Annotated in this window: 14 protein-coding genes; 5 read left to right on the top strand and 9 right to left on the bottom strand. The window is 63.1% G+C overall.

All coding sequences use genetic code 11. The features are described 5' to 3' along the window. Positions 1 to 58: 58 nt before the first annotated feature. From sdhD to CFR79_RS01855, 3 genes are all read right to left on the bottom strand, one after another. Positions 59 to 490, bottom strand: a complete 432-nt coding sequence (gene sdhD / locus CFR79_RS01865; protein ID WP_102325072.1) for a succinate dehydrogenase, hydrophobic membrane anchor protein — start codon at positions 488 to 490, stop codon at positions 59 to 61. Positions 491 to 492: 2 nt separating this feature from the next. After that, positions 493 to 885 carry a succinate dehydrogenase, cytochrome b556 subunit gene (sdhC, locus tag CFR79_RS01860; protein WP_102325073.1) on the bottom strand — a complete coding sequence of 131 codons (393 nt, stop codon included), beginning with the start codon at positions 883 to 885 and terminating at the stop codon, positions 493 to 495. Between the two features lie 253 nt (positions 886 to 1,138). Beyond that, positions 1,139 to 2,158 carry an aspartate-semialdehyde dehydrogenase gene (locus tag CFR79_RS01855; RefSeq protein WP_110546767.1) on the bottom strand — a complete coding sequence of 340 codons (1,020 nt, stop codon included), beginning with the start codon at positions 2,156 to 2,158 and terminating at the stop codon, positions 1,139 to 1,141. A gap of 281 nt (positions 2,159 to 2,439) precedes the next feature. Between CFR79_RS01855 and zwf the strand changes: the two genes are divergently transcribed. Beyond that, positions 2,440 to 3,990 (top strand): glucose-6-phosphate dehydrogenase, encoded by a 1,551-nt coding sequence (zwf, locus tag CFR79_RS01850; protein WP_258373363.1) that lies wholly within the window; start codon positions 2,440 to 2,442, stop codon positions 3,988 to 3,990. Positions 3,991 to 4,111: 121 nt separating this feature from the next. Here zwf and CFR79_RS01845 read toward each other — a convergent pair whose 3' ends face one another. The 4 genes from CFR79_RS01845 to CFR79_RS01830 all read right to left on the bottom strand — a co-directional run bounded on the left by CFR79_RS01845 (position 4,112) and on the right by CFR79_RS01830 (position 6,261). Further along, the gene (locus CFR79_RS01845) at positions 4,112 to 4,672 is read right to left on the bottom strand and encodes a Spy/CpxP family protein refolding chaperone (RefSeq protein ID WP_110546766.1); all 561 of its coding nucleotides are present in this window, start codon (positions 4,670 to 4,672) and stop codon (positions 4,112 to 4,114) included. Between the two features lie 63 nt (positions 4,673 to 4,735). Then, entirely contained in the window at positions 4,736 to 5,083 is a 348-nt protein-coding gene (locus tag CFR79_RS01840; RefSeq protein ID WP_102325076.1) for a hypothetical protein, read from the bottom strand. A gap of 113 nt (positions 5,084 to 5,196) precedes the next feature. Next, on the bottom strand, positions 5,197 to 5,841 hold the full coding sequence (locus tag CFR79_RS01835; RefSeq protein ID WP_110546863.1) for a 2OG-Fe(II) oxygenase family protein: 645 nt from the start codon (positions 5,839 to 5,841) through the stop codon (positions 5,197 to 5,199). An 81-nt stretch (positions 5,842 to 5,922) separates the two neighbouring features. Beyond that, positions 5,923 to 6,261 (bottom strand): carboxymuconolactone decarboxylase family protein, encoded by a 339-nt coding sequence (locus tag CFR79_RS01830; protein ID WP_102325077.1) that lies wholly within the window; start codon positions 6,259 to 6,261, stop codon positions 5,923 to 5,925. A 120-nt stretch (positions 6,262 to 6,381) separates the two neighbouring features. On the opposite strand from CFR79_RS01830, the gene zapE reads away from it, so the two are divergent. The 4 genes from zapE to lpdA all read left to right on the top strand — a co-directional run bounded on the left by zapE (position 6,382) and on the right by lpdA (position 13,983). Further along, entirely contained in the window at positions 6,382 to 7,584 is a 1,203-nt protein-coding gene (gene zapE, locus CFR79_RS01825) for a cell division protein ZapE (protein ID WP_110546765.1), read from the top strand. A gap of 346 nt (positions 7,585 to 7,930) precedes the next feature. Next, positions 7,931 to 10,804 (top strand): 2-oxoglutarate dehydrogenase E1 component, encoded by a 2,874-nt coding sequence (locus tag CFR79_RS01820; protein ID WP_110546764.1) that lies wholly within the window; start codon positions 7,931 to 7,933, stop codon positions 10,802 to 10,804. Positions 10,805 to 10,924: 120 nt separating this feature from the next. Next, positions 10,925 to 12,175, top strand: a complete 1,251-nt coding sequence (gene odhB, locus CFR79_RS01815) for a 2-oxoglutarate dehydrogenase complex dihydrolipoyllysine-residue succinyltransferase (RefSeq protein ID WP_102325080.1) — start codon at positions 10,925 to 10,927, stop codon at positions 12,173 to 12,175. A 71-nt stretch (positions 12,176 to 12,246) separates the two neighbouring features. Then, positions 12,247 to 13,983, top strand: coding sequence for a dihydrolipoyl dehydrogenase (gene lpdA, locus CFR79_RS01810; protein WP_110546763.1), 1,737 nt, complete (start codon positions 12,247 to 12,249; stop codon positions 13,981 to 13,983). A gap of 76 nt (positions 13,984 to 14,059) precedes the next feature. On the opposite strand, the gene CFR79_RS01805 is transcribed toward lpdA, so the two are convergent. Beyond that, positions 14,060 to 15,787, bottom strand: a complete 1,728-nt coding sequence (locus CFR79_RS01805; protein ID WP_110546762.1) for a putative bifunctional diguanylate cyclase/phosphodiesterase — start codon at positions 15,785 to 15,787, stop codon at positions 14,060 to 14,062. A gap of 48 nt (positions 15,788 to 15,835) precedes the next feature. Continuing rightward, on the bottom strand, positions 15,836 to 16,130 hold a 295-nt coding region (locus CFR79_RS01800; RefSeq protein WP_146220111.1), incomplete at its 5' end, for an EAL domain-containing protein.

Raw genomic sequence — 16,130 nt, 5'->3', positions numbered from 1 at the left:
GCATTGCGGCCCGGCCGGTCCGCGAATGTCATGTTCTGTGCGGGCTGGGCGCGAAGGCTCAGCCGGCAGCGATCCGGCCACGGCTGCTGCCGGCCAGCGCCAGCTTCAGCACGGAAACCGTGCCGAACAGCCCCAGAAGGAAGACAATGCCCTTCATCAGCAGCCCGGCAGGCAGGTGCGCCTTGCCATGCACGTAGTCATCGATGATGACCTGCAGCCCAAGCTGGGTGTGATAGAAGGTCAGGATCACCAGTGACAGCATCAGGGTCGTGTTCAGGGGGCGTGCGCCCCATTTCGCGACTTCCGGCTGCGATGCGCCAGCAAGGCGGAAGACCTGGATCACGAACCAGCCCGACAGCGGCACAAGGGCCACGGCCGAAGCGCGTTCCGCCCACCAGTGGGCGACGCCGGTCTGTCCCGATCCCAGCCCGCGTGCGCGCGAAAGCTGGGACCGCATGACCGTGACATGGGGCTTGTTTGGATTGCTCATGATCAGGACGCCTTCCTGCGGGAACGACAGATCGCAACGCCAAGGATACCGGCCACGAGCGCCAGCGTGGTTCCCACCGTCACGCCTACGGCCACGGGGCCATCCTCGTTTATTTCCTTCTTGTCGAAGCGGTAGCCGCTATCCCACGCAAGGTGACGGAGTCCCGCCACGAAATGGTAGACCAGCGCAAGCGCCCACCCGGCCAGCAGAAGCTGCCCCAGCGGGTTGCCGGTCACCTTCTGGACCTTGCTGAAAGATTTGGGTCCCTTGGCAGCCGCGTTGATCCAGCATAGGCCGAGTGCTGAGCCGCCAGCGGCTGCAACGCCGGCGGCGCGGTTCGCGATTGAAAGGAACATGGAAAGACGGAAGCGGTAGACCTGGAGATGCGGGGACATAGGCCGCCTGGTCAGAGTTCCGTCGCTTCGCTGCCCTACATAGAGCGCTTCACGGACATCCTGCATGGTCGTCTCGTCAATTTCCCTGTTATGGCTTCGGTTTGTTCCGTCGCCTTGTCTGAATTCGGTCCTACGCCGCGTGGGAGGCCGGGTCAACGCAGGCCCGGAACACGAGGTTGAGAGACCCCGCGCCACCCGGATGGCGGAGCAGGGGCTCCGCCATGCCGTGGGGGGCCTTATGCCCCGGTGGCCGTCAGTGACCCAGCAGGTCGAGCGCCACCATGGTTTCGGCAATCTGGACCGCGTTCAGCGCGGCGCCCTTGCGCAGGTTGTCGGCAACGCACCAGAAGCCGAGTCCGTTGGGTACAGTCGGGTCGATGCGCAGGCGCGAGACATAGGTCGCGTCCTCCCCCACCACTTCCAGCGGGGTGACGTAGCCGCCATCCTCGCGCTTGTCGTGCAGCACCACGCCCGGTGCCTCACGCAGGGCCGCGCGGGCGCGTTCAATATCAACAGGTTCCTCGAATTCCACGGTGACCGCCTCGGCATGGCCGATGAACACGGGAACGCGCACGCAGGTGGCGAAGACGGCGATGTCGGGATCGAGGATCTTGCGGGTCTCGACCGTCATCTTCCACTCTTCCTTGGTCGCGCCGTCATCCATGAAACGGTCGATATGGGGAATGCAGTTGAACGCGATCTGCTTGGTGAACTGTTCCGCCTTCAGCGGGTCGCCAACCAGGCTGCCGCGCGACTGGTTGAACAGTTCGTCCATGCCGCTTTTTCCGGCACCGGCCACGGCCTGATAGGTGGCCACCACAACGCGCTTGATTGTGAACAGGTCATGCAGCGGCTTCAGCGCCACGACCATCTGGATGGTGGAGCAGTTGGGGTTGGCGATGATGCCGCGTCTGGCTTTCTTCACATCATTGGGATTGACCTCGGGCACCACCAGCGGCACGTCCGGCTCCATGCGGAAGTGGGAGGTGTTGTCGATCACGATGCAGCCCGCCTTCGCCGCGCGCGGCGCATGCACGGCCGAAACCGCCCCGCCGGGCGAAAAGAGGGCGACATCCCAGCCAGTGAAGTCGAAAGTCTCAAGGTTCTGCACCTTCAGCACCTTTTTATCGCCGAAGGAGACTTCCTTGCCCGCCGAGCGGGCGGACGCCAGAGCCACGATTTCATCCACAGGGAACTGGCGTTCGGCCAGAGTCTTGAGGATTTCGCGCCCCACAGCGCCGGTGGCACCCACCACCGCAACGCGGTAACCCATAATCTTCTTTCCTGTCCTGCCCGACCGTTCAGTGGAACGCTCGGTTCTGCTTGCGTAACTGTAGCGACACCTAGAGCCTGCGCCCGAAAGGTGCAAGCAGCACGGACCGCGCAAAACCGCGAATCGAATCGGGTACGGGCCTTTGTGTGGCACGTCCCATGCGGTGATAGCCCTTGTCGCTGCCATGTGCCGGGTGCACGCTCCCTCCGGCGCGCGATCAGGCAGGGGCGTCCACGTTCCTGCCCCGGTGCCGCGCGCAGGCAAGAACGGTTAGAGAGATCATGGCCTTATCAGCTGATATTCCCGCAACGCCAGTCGCCGCAGCCCCGCGGCCGGTTTCCCCCGCAGGCACCCGTACGGCCCCACCGTGCACGCTGGTCATCTTCGGCGCGCACGGGGACCTGACCAAGCGGCTGCTCATGCCGGCGCTGTATAATCTTGTGGGGAGTCATCTTCTGGACGATGGCTTCCGCATCATCGGGGTGGACCGGGTGGACAGCACCGCGGCGCAGTGGCGCGACGGGCTGCGCGCCATGATGGAGTCCTTCACGCACGATCCGAACGCCGAATTCCATCCCGCCACCATCAACGCCGATCAGTGGGACTGGCTGGCCGGGCGGCTGGATTACGTGCAGGCCGACTTTACCGATGTCGACGCCATCCGCGCGCTGGGTGCGAAGATACCGGGCAACGCCATCTTCTACCTTGCCATTCCCTCGCGCTTTTTCGCCCCCGTGGTGGAAACGCTGGGCAAGGCGGGCGTGGTGACGCAGAAGGAAGGCGTCTTCCGCCGGGTGGTGATTGAAAAGCCGTTTGGTTCGGACCTTGCCAGTGCGCAGACGCTCAACCGGCAGGTGCTTTCTGTTCTGGATGAGTCGCAGGTTTTCCGCATCGACCATTTCCTTGGCAAGGAAACGGTGCAGAACATCCTCGCCATGCGGTTTGGCAACCTGATATTCGAACCGCTGTGGCGCAACGAATATGTCGATCATATCGAGATCACGGCCGCCGAGACCATCGGTGTCGAACAGCGGGGCGCGTTTTACGAACCCACCGGCGCGCTGCGTGACATGGTGCCCAATCACCTGTTCCAGCTTTTCGCCATGGTGGCGATGGAACCGCCCAACACGTTCTGCGCCGAAAGCGTGCGCAACGCCAAGGAACAGCTTTTCGAGGCCGTAACCCCCATCAGCCCGTCCGATGCGGTGCGGGGTCAGTACGCGGCCGGTACCGTCGATGGCAAACCGATGGTCGGTTACCGTGAAAGTCCGGGTGTTTCCCCCCATAGCAATACGGAAACCTATGTGGCGCTGAAACTGCATGTGGATAACTGGCGCTGGGCTGGCGTGCCGTTCTACCTGCGTACCGGCAAGGGGCTTGGGGGCCGGCGGACGGAGGTTGTCGTCCAGTTCCGCAAGCCGCCGATGCTCATGTTCAGCGGGACCGAAACGGAAGACCTGCCGCCCAACCGCATCATCCTCAACATCCAGCCCGCCCAGGGGCTGACGGTGGAACTGGGTGCCAAGAAGCCGGGGCCGGAAATGGACCTGACCGACGTGCAGGCCCGTTTCCGCTACGAGGATGTGTTCACCAGATCCCCCAATGTCGGCTACGAAACCCTGCTCTATGACTGCCTGATGGGGGATCAGACCCTGTTCCAGCGTGCTGATAACATCGAAGCGGCATGGAAGGCGGTCGATCCGGTGCTTCAGGCATGGGCGAAGGATGAAACCGGGCCGGAAATCTACGAAGCCGGTTCATCGGGGCCGAAGGGGGCAGAAGAACTGCTCCGGCGTGACGGGCGGACCTGGTACCCGCTCAACGGGGCCTGAAGGCCCGCTGACAGTCAGGGGGCAGGCAGCCGCTCGCCCCCGCATGGCAATACGCAAACAAAAACCCGCACCGGATTGCCCGGTGCGGGTTTTTTCATCGCGTCTGGCAGATGCCGCTGCGTTACTGGGCGGCAGCGCCACCCGTAGCCGGGGCGGAGGTGGTGGATGTCGCCTGTTCGGCGGCTTCAGGGGCCTGCCCCTTTTCAGCGTGTTCGCTGTCACCCTGCTGGAACAGGGCATCGGCATGCTTGCGCTGCTTTTTGGAGAAGCTTTCATACAGCGGCGCGAAGGCGGAATTCAGCGTCTGCATATCCTGCGCGCGTTCGACCGTCAGTTCGGCATAGGACTGCATGTTCTCCAGCGCATTCATGCCCGGCAGCTTCTCGCGCCGGTTTTCGATGGAGTCGTGCAGGCGCTGCGCATTATCGCGCATGTCCTGCGCGAAGGGTGTCCACAGGGCTTCCTGCTTCTTGGTGATGGCCAACTGGTCGTGCAGCGCCTTGATATGGGCTTCCACCTGTTCGGGTGCCGGCGCATGGGGCGTATGGGCCAGCGATGCGGTGGGGCTGCGCTGGGTGGTCGACTGCGCGGCGGGTGCGGCGGCGGGCTGCTGGTCGGCGGCCATGGCCATGCCCGGAAGCAGCACGAACGCGGCGGCGGGCAGTAAGCGGCGGAACATCATGTTGTCTCTTTTCCTTCGCAATGGTGCTTGTCAGATGCGTGGGATGTGTCAGGCGCTATGCGCTCAGTAACCACCGCCGTACGGATAATAGGCCGGAGGGGGCGGTGACGGCGGCTGGGCGGGATAATAGGCCGGTGGCGGCGGGGCGGCGTTCCGTTCCGCAAGGGCGCTGCCAAGCATGGCGCCGACCGCCAGTCCGGCAATGCCGCTACCTACGGCCAGCCCCGCACCCCCACCACGGCCACCACCATGCCAGCCGCGCCCCGGCGGCGGACCACGGTGCCAGCCTGGTCCCCCTGGTCCACCCGGCCCGCGCCAGGGCTGGGCCTGCGCAGCCGGTACGGCCGATATCAGGATTCCCAGTGCAAGGCTGCCGGACAGCAGGGATGTAGCAAATTTACGCAGATACATGGACTTGGAAAACCTCGACATATCATGAAGTCGGAAGACTGAGGTTTTATGACCCCCACTCGTGTCGAAACAATGGCCGGAAATTGCCATGGTCCCGGTTCGGGGGACACATCTCAGGCAACCCATGGCAGACGCTTTGTCAGGGCAGATAACCGATGGCGGCGCAATTCGTTGCGCGCGCTGGCGTCATTGGCCATGTAATTAAGCTGGATGGTATGGCGCGGACCCACATACTGACGGTGGCCGTGCCATGTGTCCGGCCCGTTGGGAAAGATGACCAGCGTGCCGTTGACCGGGGCGATCTCGGCGGCGAAATCCTCCAGATCATGCCCGTTGCGCAGCAGCCGCAGGCATCCTTCGTGCCGTGACCATGCCACGTTATCGGCGGCGTTGAGATAGAGCAGGACCGTCACCCGCTTGCATGCGGAGTCGCGGTGGATGCGGCCATCCTTTGCGCGCGTGCGCCCGCGCAGGGTCAGCATGGTGGGCGCGTCATCCAGATCCAGCCCGAATTTCGTGGCGATGATGCCGCGCAGGCGGGGCTGCTGCAGTTCATCGACCAGTTGCGCCATAAGCGGCGTGAGGCCCAGCGCCTGCGGCGGGAAGGACCCGCCGGAGCGGATGACGGGCAGGCTTGCCGCAAGGGCGCGCAGGTCGTCGGCCCGGATGAAGTCCGGCACCACCGCATGCGCGAACGGTTCGGTCGAGACCGTTGCGGCCTCCAGCGCGGCATAGTCGGGAATAACGGGTTGGATCATGCCATCCTGCATGTTGTCTGGGTGAACCGGGCCAAGATTAGGCCCGGTTTCCTCCCGTCGCAAGCAGCGACCCCGGCGGGCTTACGTCTTCACGGTATCCACCGCATCCAGCACGCGGCTGGAATAGACCAGCGCCGCACCCGCGTTCAGCGCGATGGCGACGCCCAGGGCTTCGGCTATTTCCTCCTTCGTTGCACCCGCTTTCACCGCGGCTTCGGAATGGACGGATATGCAGCCGTCGCACCGTGTGGTCACCGCCACGGCCAGCGCGATCAGTTCGCGCGTCTTGGCATCCAGCCTGCCGGTGCGTGCGGCGGCGTGGTCCAGTGTCTGGATTCCCTTCATCGTGTCGGGAGCAAGGGTGGCGAATGCCGTTACGGACTGGCCCAGATGGGCGCGGTAGGCGTTCCAGTCGGTCATCACAAGTTCTCCATTTGGCCGGGTTTCAGTTCACCAGATGGAGAGAACGCCTGTCATGACACAGTTTGGCGAGATTGTGCCCTTGAAGGCCGTATTTTTACGGACTATCGGCGGAATATCATGGACACAGACATCGCCCCCGCCCGCCCGTCCGCTGCGGCGCTGCCCGCAGGCACAGGCCCCTTCGCCGCCTATGAGGCCCGCGTGGCTTCAGGCTGTCTTGATCGCGACCCCGAGCAGGAAAAGGCTGCCCGCAGGCTTGACCGCCTGTGGCGGGAACTGCGCGACTACCATCCGGTCATTCCGTCTTCCACGCCGTCGTCCGGCGGCTGGCTCGGGGGGCTCAAGGCGCGCCTTGGCCTGTCGGGCCGCGCCGCCCAGACCCCGGACCGCCCGCGCGGCGTGTACATGGTGGGACAGGTAGGGCGTGGGAAGACCATGCTCATGGACCTGTTCTTCAGTCTGGCCCCGGTGGAACACAAGCGCCGGGTGCATTTCCACCGTTTCATGCAGGACGTGCATCAGCGCCTGCATGATATGAAGGCCGCCGATCCCGACCTGACCGACCCCATTCCCCCACTGGCGCGCCAGATCGCGCAGGAAGCGTGGCTGCTCTGTTTCGATGAATTCCAGGTCAATGACATTGCCGATGCGATGATCCTCGGCCGCCTGTTCGACTACCTGTTCGCCGATGGGGTGGTGGTGGTCGCCACGTCCAATACCCGGCCCGAGGACCTGTTTCAGGACCGTCCCGGCGCGGATGCCTTCCGTCCCTTCATCGCCGTGATGCTGAAGGAGGTCGATACCGTCATCCTCGATTCCCCGCGCGATTACCGCCGTGGCAACGCGCCGGGCATGCAGACATGGATCACGCCTGCGGATCATGCCGCGCGCTGCGCGCTCGACTCGATCTTTACACGGCTGGCCGATGGCGCGCCGGTGCGGGCGGTCACGCTGGATGTCATGGGCCGCAGCCTGAAGGTGGAACAGGCGGCAGGCCCCGTCGCACGCTTCAGCTTTGCCGATCTGTGCGGCAGGCCGCTGGGGGCGGGTGACTATCTGGCGCTGGCCACGCGCTTTCCAAACCTTGTGCTGGATGACGTGCCCTGCATGGGACCGGACAATTTTGACGAAGCGCGGCGTTTTATCGTGCTGATCGACACATTGTACGAACAGAACGTCAAGCTGTTCGCCTCCGCTGCGGTGGGGCCGGACGCCCTGTATGCGAAAGGGCAGGGGGCGACCGCGTTCGAGCGCACCGCTTCCCGTCTGGAGGAGATGCAGAGTGCAGCGTACATGCTGCTGCCGCATCTCAACGCATAAGGAGCGGAATGGCCGCAGGGTCACGCCATCGTGACGGTTATGGCGGTGGTGTGACTGATGGGGCGGTAGGCAAGCGGCACCGTCTTTGCTTGGGTATGGACCAGATCGCATCAGCAGGAACGCGGCCGTGAAACGGGATGTTTTCCTGCCCCTCAGTCCCCGGAAGCAGGGGCGGGCACGAAAATGTCAGTATGCGCGGCAAGCAGACCTGATCCTGATGATTGATGGCGGCATCCGGGCAAGGGTGCGGCTAGGGTAGCGATACAAATCGGGCCGGTGACACACCAAGCGCCGGACCTGAAAATAGCGCGGCCACAAAGGCCGCCAGCGAGGAGATGTCTTCAATATGGCGGGCGTAGATATTCTTTCGACCGCATTCAGCGGTGCCAATACGGCCTATCTGGCTGAATTGTATGCACGCTGGGCGGCCGATCCCAACAGCGTCGATCCTTCCTTTGCCTCCCTGTTCGCGGAGATGCATGAACAGGACGCGGAAATCGTTCAGGATGCGGAAGGCGCATCATGGGCCCCGCGCCCGCCCATGATCACGGGCGACGAACCCGCTCCCCTGCCCAACGGCAAGGCGGCTGGCGTCACGGCCGAAAGCCTGCGCGCGGCGGCGGATGACAGCCTGCGGGCGACCCAGCTTATCCGGGCGTTCCGCGTTCGTGGCCATCTTGAGGCCCGGCTGGACCCGCTGGGCCTGCAGGTGCCCAAGCCGCATGCGGATCTGGACCCGGCCACCTACGGTTTCGGCCCGAAGGATCTGGACCGTCCGATCTATCTGGGTCGCGTGGTCGCCCGCCTGATCGGGTCCGATACCGGCACGATCAACCAGGTGCTCGATGCGCTACGTTCGGTTTATTGCGGGCCGATCGGTGCTGAATTCATGCATATTCAGGACCCCGAGCAGCGCATGTGGGTGCAGGCGCGGCTGGAAGGCGACAACTGGCGCAAGGGTGCAAGTCCCGAGCAGAAGAAGGTCATCCTGCAGCAGTTGACCGAGGCGGAAGGCTTCGAATCCTTCTGTCAGAAGCGCTATGTCGGCACCAAGCGCTTCGGCCTTGAGGGCGAGGATGTCACCATCCCGGCCCTGCATGCGATCATCGATCAGGCGGCGCTGGGTGGTGTGCGCTCGGTGGCGATCGGCATGCCGCATCGCGGGCGTCTGAACACGCTCGTCAACATCGTGCGCAAGCCCTACACCGCGATCTTCAGCGAATTCGCGGGCGCGTCCTTCAAGCCGGACGACGTGCAGGGTTCGGGCGATGTGAAATACCATCTGGGCACCTCCACCGATGTGGAGATCGGCGGCACGCCGGTCCATATCTCGCTCCAGCCCAACCCCTCGCATCTGGAAGCGGTTGATCCGGTCGTGATCGGCAAGGTCCGCGCGACGCAGGATGACGACGATCCCACCCAGCGGGGCCGCCATATGGGCGTCCTGCTGCATGGTGACGCGGCCTTTGCCGGTCAGGGCATCGTGTATGAAACGCTGGCGATGTCGCAGCTCATCGGCTACCGCACGGGCGGCACGATCCATGTGGTCGTCAATAACCAGATCGGCTTTACCACCGTATCCGTCCATTCCTTCTCCGGGCTGTACTGCACGGACGTGGCCAAGGCGGTGCAGGCCCCGATCCTGCATGTGAATGGCGACGAGCCGGAAGCGGTGATCTACTGTTCGCGTCTGGCTGCCGAGTTCCGCCAGAAATTCGCGGCGGATGTGGTGCTGGACATCGTGGGCTACCGTCGCCACGGACATAACGAGTCCGATGAGCCGTCCTTCACCCAGCCGATCATGTACAAGGCGATCGCGGCCCGCCCGACGGTGCGCAAGCTGTATTCCGACCGTCTGGTGCGCGAAGGCGTCGTGACCGAAGATCAGGTCACCAGTGAATGGGACGGCTTCCACAACAGGCTGGAACAGGCCTATCAGGCGGCGCAGGGCTACAAGCCCAACAAGGCCGACTGGCTGGAAGGCGCGTGGAAGGGCCTCAAGCCGCCGCCGGTGGATACGACCCGCCCCGCGCCGGAAACCGGCGTTTCCATCGAACGGCTCAAGGAAGTGGGCACGGCGCTTGCGCGTGTGCCTGACGATTTCAACGTCAATTCCAAGATCGCCCGCCAGCTCAAGGCCAAGGCCGCGATGTTTGAAAGTGGCGAGGGGATCGACTGGGCCACGGGTGAAGCCCTTGGTTTCGGCACGCTGCTGCTGGACAAGCACAAGGTCCGCCTGTCGGGTGAGGACTGCCAGCGTGGGACGTTCAGCCAGCGTCATGCGGTGCTGATCGATCAGGTGAACCAGAACACCTATATCCCGCTGAACAATATTGCTCCCGAACAGGCGGCGATCGAGATCTACAACTCGCTCCTGTCCGAATTCGGCGTGCTGGGCTTTGAATACGGCTACTCGCTGGCGGACCCCAACGCGCTGGTGCTGTGGGAAGCGCAGTTCGGTGACTTCGCCAACGGCGCGCAGGTCATCATCGATCAGTTCATCGCATCGGGTGAGACCAAGTGGCTGCGTATGTCCGGTCTCGTGATGCTGCTGCCACACGGGTATGAGGGGCAGGGGCCGGAACATTCTTCTGCCCGTCTGGAACGCTATCTCCAGCTCTGCGCCGAAAACAACATGCGCGTGTGCAACCTGACCACGCCGGCGAACTACTTCCACGCGCTGCGTCGCCAGCTTTTCCTTGATTACCGCAAGCCGCTCATCATCATGACGCCGAAATCCCTGCTGCGTCACAAGCTGGCGGTGTCGGAAGTGAAGGATTTCGGGCCGGGCACCCGCTTCCTGCCGGTGATTGGTGAAATCGACCCGATCGTCGATCCGGGGAAAGTCGAACGCGTGGTGATCTGCTCGGGCAAGGTCTATTACGACCTGCTGGCCGAACGGCGCGAGCGCAAGCTGGACAATGTCGCCATCCTGCGCCTTGAGCAGTTCTATCCCTTCCCGGACAAGATGCTGGCCGAGGAACTGGCCCGTTACCCGCAGGCCAAGGTCATCTGGTGCCAGGAAGAACCCGAAAACATGGGTGGCTGGAACTTTGTCGATCGCCTGATCGAAGGCGTGCTGGCTTCCGTTAGCCACAAGAGCACCCGCCCGGAATATGTCGGGCGCATCGCTGCCGCCAGCCCCGCGACCGGTCTGGCCAAGGTCCATATTGCCGAACAGACCGCGCTGGTGAACAAGGCGCTGGGTGTCGGGGCCTGACGGAGCGGGTTGGAATACGCGTAATCGGGGGCGGCAGGCTGGTCGCCCCCATAAATAATGATAAGGCCCGACCGGTGTCGCGCTGACGCGCCGGACGGGCAAGGGATTGGGAAATAAAAAATGTCTGCCGAGATCAAGGTACCGACTCTGGGTGAAAGTGTTACCACCGCAACCGTTGCAAAATGGCTGAAACAGCCGGGCGATGCCGTGAACGCGGATGACCCGGTGGCCGAACTGGAAACCGACAAGGTCAGCGTGGAAGTCCCCGCCCCGCAGGCAGGCGTGCTTGGCCCGCTTCTGGTGCCCGAAGGTTCTGAAGTGGAAGTCGGCACCGTGCTGTCCACGGTCGAAGCCGGCAGCGGCGCCGCCCCCAAGCCTGCGGCACCCGCCCCGGTGACCGCGCCCGCTGGCGTGCAGGCCCAGCCCGTGGCCAGCGGCCCGGTTGCCCGTCCCGCTACCCCGCCGTCCGATGTGGTGGCGCAGGGTGCGGCAGCGGTGGCGTTCCCCGCCGCGCGCAAGATCATGGCGGAACAGGGCGTATCGGCCGCGCAGGTCGGCACCGGCACGGGCAAGGATGGCCGGATCACCAAGGGTGACGTGCAGACATTCCTGTCCCAGCCGCGCGTGGCCCAGCCCGCGGCGGCGCCCCGCCCGCCCCGTCAGGATGATCCGCGTGAAGAACGCGTGAAGATGACCCGCCTGCGCCGCACCATCGCGCGCCGCCTGAAGGATGCGCAGAACACCGCCGCCCTGCTGACCACCTTCAACGAGGTGGACATGTCGGCCGTGATGCAGATGCGCACGGAATACAAGGACCTGTTCATCAAGAAGCATAACGGCGTGAAGCTGGGCTTCATGTCCATCTTCAGTCGCGCGGTCATTGCGGCGCTGCAGGAATTCCCCGCCATCAATGCCGAAATCGACGGCGATGACGTGATCTACCGCGAATTCGTCAATCTCGGCATTGCCGTGGGCGGTCCGAACGGTCTGGTCGTGCCGGTGATCCGCGATGCGGACAAGATGAACTTCGCCCAGATCGAAGGGGCGATCGCGGGCTTTGGCAAGAAGGCGCGCGAAGGCACGCTGAAGATTGATGAACTGTCGGGTGGCACGTTCTCCATCACCAATGGCGGCATCTATGGTTCGCTCATGTCCACGCCCATCATCAATGCGCCGCAGTCGGCCATTCTGGGCATGCATGCCATTCAGGACCGTCCGGTCGCGGTGAACGGTCAGGTCGTGATCCGTCCCATGATGTATATCGCGCTGACCTATGACCACCGTATCGTGGATGGCAAGGAAGCGGTCAGCTTCCTTGTGCGGGTCAAGCAGAACGTGGAAGATCCGCGCCGTCTGCTGCTGCAGGTCTGACGCCTGCCGGGGCCGCGTGCAGGCGCGGCCCGTACGCGCAACCGCTGTATCGCAAGCAGGACTGAAGAGACATGACAATCGACATCAAGGTGCCCACGCTGGGCGAAAGTGTGACCACGGCTACGGTCAGCAAATGGCTGAAACAGCCGGGGGATGCCGTAAACGCGGATGACCCGATAGCCGAACTGGAAACCGACAAGGTCAGCGTGGAAGTGCCCGCGCCGCAGGCGGGCGTGCTGGGCGCGCATGCCGTAAAGGAAGGCGACGAAGTTGAGGTCGGCACCGTTCTGACCACGCTTACCCCCGGCGCGGGTGGCCAGAAGGCGGCCCCGGCTGCCACCAGCCCGGCAAAGCCCGCACCGGCCGCCGCGGCCCCTGCCGCCGCACCCGCACCCAAGGCTGCCGCTGAAGCCCCGGTCGAGACGGATTACGATGTGATCGTGATCGGTGCGGGACCAGGTGGTTATGTCTGCGCCATTCGCGCCGCCCAGCTTGGTTTCAAGGTGGCGTGCGTGGAAAAGCGCGCGACCCTTGGCGGCACCTGCCTCAATGTGGGCTGTATCCCGTCCAAGGCGCTGTTGCAGCAGTCCGAAAACTTTCATGCCGCCAAGGATGAATATGCCGATATGGGCATCATCATCGACAGCGTGAAGCTGGACCTGGCGAAGATGATGGCGCGCAAGCAGTCCGTTGTCGAAGCCAACGTGAAGGGCGTGGAGTTCCTGTTCAAGAAGAACAAGGTCACCTGGCTCAAGGGCACCGGCAAGGTCGAAGGCACGGGCCGCATCACGGTCGATGGCAAGCCGGTCACGGCAAAGCATATCGTCATTGCCAGTGGCAGTGACAGCGCGGGCCTGCCGGGCGTTGAAGTGGACGAGAAGCAGATCGTCACCTCCACCGGCGCGCTGGAACTGTCTGCCGTGCCCAGGAAGCTGGTCGTGATCGGCGGTGGCGTGATCGGGCTGGAACTGGGTAGCGTATGGCACCGGCTGGGCGCGGATGTGACGGTGATCGAATATCTCGACCGTCTGGTTCCGGGCACGGATAACGAGGTCGCCAAGACCTTCCAGCGCATCCTGACCAAGCAGGGCCTGAAGATGAAGCTGGGCCACAAGGTGACCAGGGCGGAAAAGAACGCCAAGGGTGTCACCCTGACCGTGGAACCCGCGAAAGGCGGTGCTGCGGAGACGCTGGAAGCCGATGTGGTGCTGCTGGCCATTGGCCGTACGGCGGCGAGCAAGGGCTTCGGGCTGGAAGAAGCGGGCATTGAACTGGACAAGCGCGGCCGCATCGTGACCGATGCGCATTACGCGACCAGCGTGCCGGGCATCTACGCCATTGGCGATGTGATCGCAGGCCCGATGCTGGCCCACAAGGCCGAGGAAGAAGGCGTTGCCGTAGCCGAACTTCTGGCAGGGCAGGCGGGTCATGTGAATTACGGCGCGATCCCCGCCGTGGTCTATACATGGCCGGAGGTCGCGACAGTCGGCAAGACCGAGGAAAACCTGAAGGAAGAAGGTGTCAGCTACAAGGTTGGCAAATTCCCCTTCACCGCCAACGGTCGCGCGCGCGCCATCGGCATGACCGACGGGTTCGTCAAGGTTCTGGCGGATGCCTCCACCGATCAGGTGCTGGGCGTTCACATCATTGGCCCGATGGCGGGCGAACTGATTGCCGAATGCACCATGGCGATCGAGTTCGGGGCATCGTCCGAAGACATCGCCCGCACCTGCCATGCCCATCCCACGCTGAGCGAAGCGGTGAAGGAAGCCGCACTTGATGTGGACAAGCGCGCCATCCACATCTGACACGCCGGAATGAAAAAACCCACACGGCAGTATCCCTGTCGTGTGGGTTTTTCGTATCCTTCTGCCGGGTGTGAGATCAGGCGGGCAGCGGGTTCCATACCTTCTGGTGCGTAAGGTGGATCAGTTCCGCGGCGGAGACAGCCGGTGCGATGTAGAAGCCCTGCACGTAATCCACGCCCAGATCACGCACGGCATCGAACTCCTCGTGCGTTTCCACCCCTTCCACCGTTACGGTCAGGCCATAGCCATGACCGATATTGATGAGGGAGGCGAGCAGGCTGCGGGCTTTCTCATCGGTTGCCATGTTGCGCACGACACAGCGGTCGATCTTGAGTGACTGCCACGGCAGTTCTCCCAGCGTGGACAGGCGCACCGTGCCATAACCGAAATTGTCCACGGCCAGCCCGAATCCTTCCTGTGCCAGTTCCCGCAGGCGCAGGGCGCTTTTTTCCGCGCGGCGGCCCTGCAGCATCTGCTCGGTCACTTCCAGAATGAAACTGCGCGGATCAAGGCTATGCCGCTGGATTTCGCTGAACAGGTTGGTCTGCTGTTCAAGGTTCAGCAGGTCCAGATGGGACAGGTTGACCGCCAGCCGCAGGCTGGACAGGCCCGCTGCGTGCCATTTGCGGATATCGTTGTGAAAGGACTGGACCAGATGCGCTTCCATGATCTGCGCCAGTGCTGAATCCGTAAAGACATCCGCGAACACACCTGCGGACAGCAGCCCACGCACCGGGTGATGCCAGCGCATCAGGGCTTCCGCCTGTTCGATACGGCCCGTGCGCGTGTTCACGATGGGCTGGTAGTAAACCTCGAACTGGTTTTCCTGTACGCCCAGTCGGGCTTCGGCCAGAAGCTTTGCGCGCTTTATCGTGCTCTTGTGCAGGCCCGGTGTGAACATGCGCACCTGTTTCCCGCCTGCCTGCTTGGCGGCATAAACTGCGACATCGGCGTTTTTCTGCAACCCTTCCAGCGTTTCGTCGCCGGTGATGCGGGTGGTGCCGATACTGCCGGAAATGCGCACTGTCGCGCTGTCCAGCATGATGGGTTCTTCCAGCAGGTTCTGCAGTTTCTTCAGGATCGTCTCAAGCGGGGACGTTTTCAGGCTTTTATGCAGGATCAGGGCGAATTCATCCCCGCCCAGACGGCTGACGGGATCTTCGCCACCCACCAGTTCGATCAGGCGCGTGGCAATGGTCCTGAGAACTTCATCCCCCGCATGGTGCCCGTGGATGTCATTGACGGGTTTGAATCCGTCAAGGTCGAACATGACCAGAACCCTGGGTTCGGCATTGCGGCGCTTGCTGGCTTCCAGTGCGGCGATAAGGTGGGTATTGAAGCCCCCGCGATTGAGCAGGCCGGTCAGTATGTCGGTCGCCGCCTGCTTTCTCAGCCGCATCTTGGCGTTCATAAGCTCGGTAATTTCAAAGCGCGCGGCGACGAAACCGTTGATTTTCCCATCGTTGTTACGGTGGGGAATGATGGTGGTTGCGACCCAGTAATGACTGCCATCCTTGGCACGGTTACACAGGTTGCCATGCCATGTACGACCGGTAAAAAGCGTTCTGTACATGCTGCGGAAGAATGCCCGGTCATGCTGGCCGGAATTCAGCATGCTGTGGGTCCGGCCCAGAAGTTCCTCGCGGGAATACTGGCTGATTTCGCAAAATTTGTCGTTTACGTACGTAATCGTCCCGTTTCGGTCCGTTACGGCTACAATCAGGACATTATCGACAACATCAGCCCAGAAGTCGGCATCGTCATGCGTAAGGGCGCGGAGCCTGTTATCATGTTGTGCGGCCATGCTGGTACCTCGAATACGGGCTGAACCGGGGGTGTGGCGTAAATTGATTTAGGACGGCTTCCCGCTTGGTGGAACATCTCTGGCGGTCTGCAATGTTGTTACCGCATCCCCCACTGTCCTGTGCTGGCGTACCCACTGCGCCAGTTCCCCTGGGGCCTGCGGACGTGCAAACAGGTAACCCTGCATCACGTCACAGTCCAGTTCTTCCAGCAGCGCGCGCTGTTCCGCCGTCTCGACCCCTTCGCCAACCACGGTCATGCCCAGCCGCCGCCCGATGCCGATGACCGCCATGGTCACGGCCTGCACGTTGGTATCGTGTTCAAAATTATGGATGAAGCTGCGG

The organism is Komagataeibacter saccharivorans (genome assembly GCF_003207825.1).
GTDB classification, from domain to species: domain Bacteria; phylum Pseudomonadota; class Alphaproteobacteria; order Acetobacterales; family Acetobacteraceae; genus Komagataeibacter; species Komagataeibacter saccharivorans.
Note: the sequence above shows the minus strand (reverse complement) of the source record. Positions and strands in the feature narration are given on the sequence as shown.

Coding starts and splice junctions, on each gene's coding strand:
- sdhD (WP_102325072.1), bottom strand. CDS start 490: ATGAGCAATCCAAACAAGCCCCATGTCACGGTCATGCGGTCCCAGCTT.
- sdhC (WP_102325073.1), bottom strand. CDS start 885: ATGTCCCCGCATCTCCAGGTCTACCGCTTCCGTCTTTCCATGTTCCTT.
- CFR79_RS01855 (WP_110546767.1), bottom strand. CDS start 2,158: ATGGGTTACCGCGTTGCGGTGGTGGGTGCCACCGGCGCTGTGGGGCGC.
- zwf (WP_258373363.1), top strand. CDS start 2,440: ATGGCCTTATCAGCTGATATTCCCGCAACGCCAGTCGCCGCAGCCCCG.
- CFR79_RS01845 (WP_110546766.1), bottom strand. CDS start 4,672: ATGATGTTCCGCCGCTTACTGCCCGCCGCCGCGTTCGTGCTGCTTCCG.
- CFR79_RS01840 (WP_102325076.1), bottom strand. CDS start 5,083: ATGTATCTGCGTAAATTTGCTACATCCCTGCTGTCCGGCAGCCTTGCA.
- CFR79_RS01835 (WP_110546863.1), bottom strand. CDS start 5,841: ATGATCCAACCCGTTATTCCCGACTATGCCGCGCTGGAGGCCGCAACG.
- CFR79_RS01830 (WP_102325077.1), bottom strand. CDS start 6,261: ATGACCGACTGGAACGCCTACCGCGCCCATCTGGGCCAGTCCGTAACG.
- zapE (WP_110546765.1), top strand. CDS start 6,382: ATGGACACAGACATCGCCCCCGCCCGCCCGTCCGCTGCGGCGCTGCCC.
- CFR79_RS01820 (WP_110546764.1), top strand. CDS start 7,931: ATGGCGGGCGTAGATATTCTTTCGACCGCATTCAGCGGTGCCAATACG.
- odhB (WP_102325080.1), top strand. CDS start 10,925: ATGTCTGCCGAGATCAAGGTACCGACTCTGGGTGAAAGTGTTACCACC.
- lpdA (WP_110546763.1), top strand. CDS start 12,247: ATGACAATCGACATCAAGGTGCCCACGCTGGGCGAAAGTGTGACCACG.
- CFR79_RS01805 (WP_110546762.1), bottom strand. CDS start 15,787: ATGGCCGCACAACATGATAACAGGCTCCGCGCCCTTACGCATGACGAT.